Source organism: Microbacterium sp. CPCC 204701, from assembly GCF_004010105.1.
GTDB lineage: Bacteria > Actinomycetota > Actinomycetes > Actinomycetales > Microbacteriaceae > Microbacterium.
In genome coordinates this window covers 1-4,944 of record NZ_RRYE01000224.1, presented here as the reverse complement: position 1 = coordinate 4,944, position 4,944 = coordinate 1, and the positions used below count along the sequence as shown (strand labels likewise).

5 protein-coding genes are annotated in these 4,944 nt (G+C 72.1%); 2 read left to right on the top strand and 3 right to left on the bottom strand.

Annotation, left to right across the window (positions count from 1 at the left end; translation table 11 throughout):
* A partial coding sequence (locus EIO58_RS12425; protein ID WP_240658800.1) for a globin domain-containing protein occupies positions 1–687 on the bottom strand: 687 nt, incomplete at its 3' end.
* Between the two features lie 150 nt (positions 688–837).
* Between EIO58_RS12425 and EIO58_RS12420 the strand changes: the two genes are divergently transcribed.
* Positions 838–1,278 carry a helix-turn-helix domain-containing protein gene (locus EIO58_RS12420; RefSeq protein WP_164861675.1) on the top strand — a complete coding sequence of 147 codons (441 nt, stop codon included), beginning with the start codon at positions 838–840 and terminating at the stop codon, positions 1,276–1,278.
* A gap of 23 nt (positions 1,279–1,301) precedes the next feature.
* Positions 1,302–1,877, top strand: coding sequence for a hypothetical protein (locus EIO58_RS12415; RefSeq protein WP_127819802.1), 576 nt, complete (start codon positions 1,302–1,304; stop codon positions 1,875–1,877).
* A gap of 69 nt (positions 1,878–1,946) precedes the next feature.
* Here the strand turns inward: EIO58_RS12415 and EIO58_RS12410 are convergent, their stop codons facing one another.
* Positions 1,947–3,374: a CCA tRNA nucleotidyltransferase gene (locus tag EIO58_RS12410; protein ID WP_127819801.1), complete on the bottom strand. Its 1,428-nt coding sequence runs from the start codon at positions 3,372–3,374 to the stop codon at positions 1,947–1,949.
* Positions 3,375–3,541: 167 nt separating this feature from the next.
* Positions 3,542–4,944: methyltransferase (locus tag EIO58_RS12405; protein ID WP_164861674.1), on the bottom strand; the 1,403-nt coding region annotated here is incomplete at its 5' end.

The following is a 4,944-nucleotide window of genomic DNA, read 5'->3' as shown; positions in this document are numbered from 1 at the left end:
CGGGCCCAGCCGCACGCGGTCGCCCGGCGCCAGGTCGCGCAGCAGCGCGCCGCTGACCTGGCCGCCGGCGACCAGCTGGACGTGGAAGGTGATCGTGCCGTCGGCGCGCGGCGCGTGGGTCGGCGACAGGTAGCGCCACTGGCGCGCACGCTGCGGGATCTCGATCGCCATCGACTGGCCCGCCTGGTAGCGATATCGATCGTCGGGCCGGACGGTGACGGTTCCGACATCCATCCCTCGCCGCTCCGTCGCGACCACTTCCGCGCTCCAGGTCGCCGGCTCGGATTCGACCGATTCCGCTGCCGTGATCATGGTGGTGGCGATCAGCCCATAGGCCTCGGCCCAGTCCGCGGCGAGCTCGGCGGTCCACGCGTCGCCGAGGAAGTGCTTCAGCGTGGCCAGCAGCGACGCGCCCACCGCGGGGTAGTGGTCGGCGATGGTTCCGAACTTGCGGTGGTCGCGGCCGAGATCCTCGATGTAGCCGACGACATCGCCGACGCGATCGACATTGCTCACCATGTGCCCGAGCGCCTTGACGAGCCGGTCCCGCTGCGCCGCCATGGCCACCGGGAAGTGGTCGCGCACCTCCGGGTGTGCGAGGAACAGATGTGCATAGAAGTACCCGGGTACCGCGTCCCCATGGGCGGCCACCTGAGCCCAGGTCCGCTTGAGCGCTTCCGCATCCACCTGTGTCGTGTCCCATCCATCGGTCGGTCGATACCGGGGACGCTAGCGCGTTACAGATATATCCGCAAAGCCTGCACCTGCAAATGCAACCGGATACCATGGAAGCCGACAGCGCCGGACTCTGCGGCGCGTCCTGGGTCGGGGGGCCTCATGACGGTGTTGGTGACGAGCGGGACGGTTTTCGTCGAAGAGGGCCTTCGAGAACAGGCGTCGGGTCTCGTACAACGAGCCTCCGGCATCCGGTCGCCGCAGTTCAGGCTCGCGGCCGACGACGGCGCAGGGGTGGAGGTCTCGGCCGAGCTGAGCGCGTTCCTGTTCCAGGTGCTTCGCGGACTGTCGCGCGGTGGCGTGGCGGTGACGCCGCTGCCGGAAGAGCTCACCACGTCCGTAGCAGCCGAGCTCGTCGGCGTGTCGCGGCCCACTCTCATGAAGCTCGTGCGCAGCGGCGTGCTGCCCTCGAGGCCCGTGGGAAGCCACACGCGCCTGCGGACGAGCGACGTTCTCGCCCTGCGCCGAGCCCGTGCTCACGATCGGCGGGAAGCCCTCGAGGCTCTGCAGGAGCTCGAGCAGGAATTCGGAGCCGATTCGTAACCGACGCTGGGTAGCCTGACCTGGTGCTGCAACGCGTATTCGTCGACACCGACATCCTCGCCTCGCCCACCCAGCACGCATGGCTGGTGCTGCTCCGCCACGAGACCGGCGGCCTGTTTCAGCTGCATTCATCCTCCGACGCCGCAACAGGCGCCGTCCGCGCGTGGGTCGCGCGAGATCCGGGCGCGCGAGGACCAGTGGCGAGGCGGCGCCTCGAGCTCCTGGTGGCGACGCTCGACGAGGTCGTGGACGCCGAGGCCTCCGGGCGTGGCCTGGACCACGGCCATCCGAGCGACCTGCCCCTCGAGCCTGCACGGTCGGGTGGAGCGCACGTTCTGCTCACCTCGCGGGTCAGCGACGCGACCGACCTCGACCGCCTGCCGTTCGACGTCTGCGCGCCCGACCGGTTCCTGTGCCTCGTGGACGACAGCGCCCCGCTCGCGGTGCGCGAGGTGGCCCGGCGGCAGGATGGGGCTCGACGATCGGACGGACCCCGCGCCGCCCCGGTCGATGCCCTGATCGCCGCCGGGTGCCCGGCGTTCGCCGAGCGTGTGGCCCGTCACCTTCGCGTGCGTGAGCTGCGGGCCCGCGCCGACTGACGGGGACGGAGCGCAGGTCCCGATCAGCCCAGGGGGAGTCCTGCCCTGCGACCGGCCCCGCTCGGCGGCTCAGTCCCGCGCGGCCCACCATTCCCTCAGCCGGCGCTCGGCCTCGGCCTCGCCGACGATGCCCTCGTCGAGGCGCAGGTCGAGGAGGAACCGGTAGGCCTCGCCCACCTCTCGGCCCGGGGTGATTCCGAGCACTTCCTGGATGCGGTTGCCGTCGAGCTCGGGGCGCATGGACTCGAGCTCCTCCTGCGCGGCGAGTTCGGCGATGCGCCGCTCGATGTCGTCGTAGGCGCTCGAGAGCCGCTTGGCCTTGCGCACGTTGCGTGTCGTCACGTCGGCCCGCGTGAGGATGTGCAGACGCTCGAGCTCAGGACCGGCATCCCGCACGTACCGGCGCACCGCCGAGTCGGTCCACGCGCCTTCGGAGTAGCCGAAGAACCGCAGGTGCAGCTCGATCAGCCGCGTCACCGTGCCGATCGTGTCGGCGTCGAACCGCAGTGCCTGCAGCCGCTTGCGGGCCAGGCGCGCGCCCGTGATGTCGTGGTGGTAGAACGTGACTCCGCCACCGGGCTCGAGGCGCCGGGTCGCCGGTTTGCCGATGTCGTGCAGCAGCGCCGCGAGCCGCAGCGGGACGTCGGCGGGGGCATCCGGGTTCCGCATCGTCTCGAGCTCGATCGCCTGACGCAGCACCGTCAGCGAGTGCTCGTACACGTCCTTGTGGTGGTGGTGCTCGTCGACCTCGAGCTGCAGCGCCGGGATCTCGGGCAGGAACTCCGCCATGAGACCCGTCTCGACGAGCAGACGGATGCCGTGCACCGGGTCGTCGGTCGCGAGGAGTCGCACGATCTCGCTCTGGATGCGCTCGGGGCTGACGATCTCGAGCGTGCGGCGCAGCTCGGTCATCGCATCGACCGTCACCGGGTCGACCTCGAATCCGAGCTGCGAGGCGAAGCGGGCGGCGCGAAGCATGCGCAGGGGGTCGTCGCCGAAGCTCACGTGCGGGTCGATCGGCGTGCGCAGGACCCCGCGCACGAGGTCTTCGACACCGCCCGTCGGGTCGACCAGCGTGCGGGCGGGAACCCGCAGCGCCATCGCGTTGACCGTGAAGTCGCGGCGCAGCAGGTCATCGTCGATGGTGTCGCCGAACTCGACCGTGGGCTTGCGGGTGACGCCGTCGTAACTGTCGGCGCGGTACGTCGTGATCTCGACCTGCTCGCCGTGCACCCGCGCGCCGATGGTGCCGAACGCCCGGCCGATGTCCCACTGCACCCTGCTGATGGGCGTGACGATGCGGAGGATGTCGTCGGGTCGCGCATCGGTGGTGAAGTCGAGATCGTGCGTCTCGCGGCCGATCAGCGCGTCGCGCACCGGACCGCCGACGATCGCGAGGTCGAAGCCGGCGTCGGCGAAGGCGCGGGCGAGCGTGGCGACGACGGGTGACTCGGCAAGCGCGCCGAGGCGCGCGATGCCCTCGGCCATGTTGAGCATGGCTTCCAGCCTACCGAGGCCGCCGCGGCCTACCGGCCCCCGTCGCGGCGTCGGCGACCGTGAAAGCGGCGGGCGCAACCGTCAGAACGCCGCGCCCGGCCGCCTGAGTACGCGATCCGGCCCGGCCGTTTCACGCCGATGCCGCGGGCACGGCACAGCGGCCGGCCTCACGCGAAGCGGAGGAAGCCGGTGAACAGCAGCTCCCGCGCACGCGGAAGCAGGTCGGCGCGCAGTGCCGCGGCGTCCACTCCCATCAGCTCGGCGATGGCGTCGACGAGAACGCCCAGCGGCAGGTCGCCGTCGCACGCGCCCACGAGCGCCGCGAGCCCGGGATCGATCGACAGTGACCGCCCGAATCCGCCGCCCTGGCGCAGCTCGATGACGGTCGGGTGCTCTTGGCCGGGCAGGTGATGACGGGCCTCGGTCACGTCGGGTGCGACGACGAGGAGGGATGCCGCGAGCCCGTCGTCGTCGAGCCGCGCGAGCCCGTCGTGGGCGTCCAGAGCCGCCGCGAGGTGCCCTCCGACGCCGTCGCCGGGAAGCGCGGTGTGCAGGTGCTCGTACCGCGCGAGCGTCGGCGAGCCCGCCGACGGGCGCCGCAGCAGCAGGTAGCCGAAGCCGACCTCGGTCACGCCGCGGGAGCCGAAGTCCTCGAGCCACGCGTCGACGAGCCTCGCGAAGCCGGGTGTCTCGACCAGGGTTCCCCCGTCGCGTACCCACAGCTCGGCGTACGACAGCGGATCGAGCGCCTCCCGCTCGACGACCCAGGCGTCCAACGGCACCGGCGACGCATCGACCCACGCCCGCACCCGGGCGAGTCCGGCGACGCCGTCGCGCGTCTCCCAGTTGCCGAGCAGCTGAGCGATCCCGCCGGGCGCGAGGTGCGCGCCGACGCCCGCGACGAACGCCGCGACAAGGTCGTCGCCGACCATGCCGCCGTCGCGGTACTCGTAGGCGGGCACTCCCGGCACCCGCGGGGTGATGACGAAGGGCGGGTTCGAGACGATGCGATCGAACGTCTCGCCCGCGACCGGCTCGAAGAGGCTGCCGAGCCGGGTCTCGACGTGGTCGACGCCGTTGAGCAGCGCGTTCAGCCGCGTGAACGAGAGCGCCCGCCGCGAGATGTCGGTCGCGACGACGTGGCCGACGTGTGCGCGGGCGCGGAGGGCCTGGATCCCGCACCCCGCTCCGAGATCGAGTCCCCGCTGCGCGGGGGTCGGCAGCTGCAGCCCGGCGAGGGTGAGGGAGGCCCCGCCGACACCCAGCACGTGATCCTCGGGCAGCGGTCCGCCGAGGGCCGCCTCGTCGAGGTCGCTCGCGATCCACCACTGCCCCGACCCCGTCGCGTCCGCGTACGACTGCGGCCGCACCACCGCGGCCGGCTGCACCTCGTCGCCGGTGACCGACACGAGGCCGAGGTCTGCGAGGCCCTGCGAGCCCGTGCGGACGAGCGCGCGGTCGACGGATGCCGTGGCCCACGGCATCCCGAGCACCAGCACTCTGCCCAGCACGGCGAGGGGGTCATCGCACACCCCGAGGGCGCGGGACGCCGGCGATCGCAGCCCGCGCG

Excerpts from the sequence above, each read along its gene's own strand:
- EIO58_RS12420 (WP_164861675.1), top strand. The coding sequence starts at position 838 with ATGACGGTGTTGGTGACGAGCGGGACGGTTTTCGTCGAAGAGGGCCTT.
- EIO58_RS12410 (WP_127819801.1), bottom strand. The coding sequence starts at position 3,374 with ATGCTCAACATGGCCGAGGGCATCGCGCGCCTCGGCGCGCTTGCCGAG.